The organism is Synechococcus sp. W55.2 (assembly GCF_047461635.1).
Classification (GTDB): domain Bacteria; phylum Cyanobacteriota; class Cyanobacteriia; order Thermostichales; family Thermostichaceae; genus Thermostichus.
Genome location: NZ_JANSHM010000116.1, coordinates 1 through 2,220, shown reverse-complemented (window position 1 = coordinate 2,220; position 2,220 = coordinate 1). Strand labels below are relative to the sequence as shown.

At 59.1% G+C, this 2,220-nt stretch carries 2 protein-coding genes; one reads left to right on the top strand and one right to left on the bottom strand.

What is annotated here, in order from left to right:
• Positions 1-228: 228 nt before the first annotated feature.
• Positions 229-1,671 (bottom strand): gamma-aminobutyraldehyde dehydrogenase, encoded by a 1,443-nt coding sequence (locus tag NW828_RS13765; RefSeq protein ID WP_414384466.1) that lies wholly within the window; start codon positions 1,669-1,671, stop codon positions 229-231.
• A 318-nt stretch (positions 1,672-1,989) separates the two neighbouring features.
• Here NW828_RS13765 and NW828_RS13760 point away from each other — a divergent pair, with 318 nt between their 5' ends.
• Entirely contained in the window at positions 1,990-2,130 is a 141-nt protein-coding gene (locus NW828_RS13760; RefSeq protein ID WP_414384465.1) for a hypothetical protein, read from the top strand.
• The last annotated feature ends 90 nt before the right edge of the window (positions 2,131-2,220 follow it).

The window sequence follows — 2,220 nt, the reverse complement described above, 5'->3', positions numbered from 1 at the left end:
CTGCTCAGAGATAGGCAGGATGCGATCGCTTCTTTCCTGAACCATGTTCAGGAGAGTTCAGCGTGAATGTATCAGGTTCCAAACCGGCTCCAGACAGTTCCCCAAGCCCTCTCCCAAGGGGAAGGGGTAGGTCGGAATCAAGGCCACCAATGGCCTACGGCGACTGGGAATACCCCTGGTGAGCCGCCGCTGTTTGGTGGTCATCTTCTGTTCAAAATGGGCATCACTTCAGCGGGTTGCAATCATCACGTGTTTGGTGATTTGGTAGTCCCGCACCGCTTCTGCCGAGAGATCTTTGCCAAATCCCGATTGCTTAAAGCCGCCATGGGGGGCCTCAGAGGCAATGGGAATATGGTCGTTGATCCAGACGGTGCCGAACTCCAGATCGGCGGCCAACCTCATCGCTCGTCCGATGTCTTGAGTCCACACAGAAGCCGCCAGCCCGTATAGGACGTCATTGCCCAAGCGTAGCGCTTCCGCTTCTTCGCGAAACGAGCCGAGCGTGAGAACCGGCCCAAAAACCTCACTCTGTACGATCTCCGCTTTTTGATCGACATTGGCAATCACCGTGGGTTCATAGTAGTAGCCCTGGGCAAGCTGGGAAGGGATCCGACCGCCGGTCAGCACCTTGGCTCCCTCTGCTTTGGCCCGCTCCACAAATCCCATCACCCGCTCCCGCTGGGCTGCTGAGACCAAAGGCCCCATCTCCACTCCCGCCTCGAAAGGGGATCCCACCGTTACTTTGCGCATGGCTTCTACAATGGCCTCTTGCACCTGCGCCAGCTTGCTCTCGTGCACATAGACGCGGGTGGCTGCCGTACAGTCTTGGCCGGTATTGACGGTGGCAGCAAATGTGGCCTTGGCAGCAACGGTCTCTACGTCCGCATCCTCGAAGACGATAAACGGCGCTTTGCCCCCCAGTTCCAAATGCACCCGCTTCAGGGTATCTGCCGCTGTCCGCATCACCTGCTTGCCGGTGGCGGTAGAGCCGGTAAGGCTGACCATGCGCACCTGGGGGTGCTCCACCAGGGCTTGGCCGGTGGCATTGCCTCCGGTAACGATATTGACTACCCCGGGCGGGATCCCGGCCTCGGCGATCAGTTCCCCCAGCATCAGGGTGGTCAGGGGGGTGGCAGGAGCGGGCTTGAGCACCACCGTACAGCCGGCGGCCAGGGCGGGGCCGATTTTCCAGACAGCCATCATCAGCGGATAGTTCCAAGGGGTAATTTGCGCGCACACCCCCACTGGCTCTTTGCGAAAGAGGGAGGTGTAGCCCTTGGCGTATTCCCCAGCACTAAAGCCATGGATGTCGCGGGCGGCGGCGGCGAAGAAACGCAGATTATCCACCGCAAATGGCAGATCTCCCCCCAAGCTGAGGAACTCGTAGGGCTTGCCAGTGTTTTCCGATTCCAAGCGAGCCAATTCGGCGGCGCGAGCTTCGATCAGATCTGCCAATTTCCAGAGGGCCAGGGAGCGCTCGCCGGGGGTAAGTTTCGACCAACGGCCATCGTAGAAAGCGGTCTGGGCAGCTTGCACCGCCCGATCCACATCGGCAGGGCTGGCATCCACCACCTCTGCCAGTTTTTCGCCGGTGGCCGGGTTCTCGATGGTCATCAGGCCCCCCCCTTGGCTATCGACCCATTGGCCGTCGATCCAGAGTTTGTAGGCCATAGCGATGTCCTCAACAGCTTGGTGAAATGGCTCTCCCCATTGTGCCGAATCTTTTTGGCTCGGCTTGAATCATAAGCTTCATTCAACTTTGGCAACTTTGGGGTGCAGAGATGGGATCCTTTGGGATTGGGATGGCCCAAACGGCTATTCGCAAAGCGGGCCGTAGACTGTGGCCAACGGCGCACTGGTGAGGATCCCGCATCTGCTAACTAACGGAGGTGCAGGGGCAATCAGTCCTGCACTCTACCCGCAGGGTGAGCACCGGGATACAGGGATCCCCGCCATACCTCTGAGCGAAATCTGTAGTAAAACCTACTTATGCTGGCGGTAACCTACAAGTACCGGATTGATCCAGATGCCTCCCAACAAGCCGCTCGCGGTAGCGGGACGGAGGCCTTGCTGTTGGCGTGGCTGGAGATTGGCCGGCGCGTATACAACTACACTTTGCGGGAAACCTAAGGAGTGGATAGCATCTTGCTCTTGGCCGGTGGACAGGGGTTCCTGGGTGCAGGAGTCCATCCTGCCTGCCGATGCACCGTTCCCTGTGGA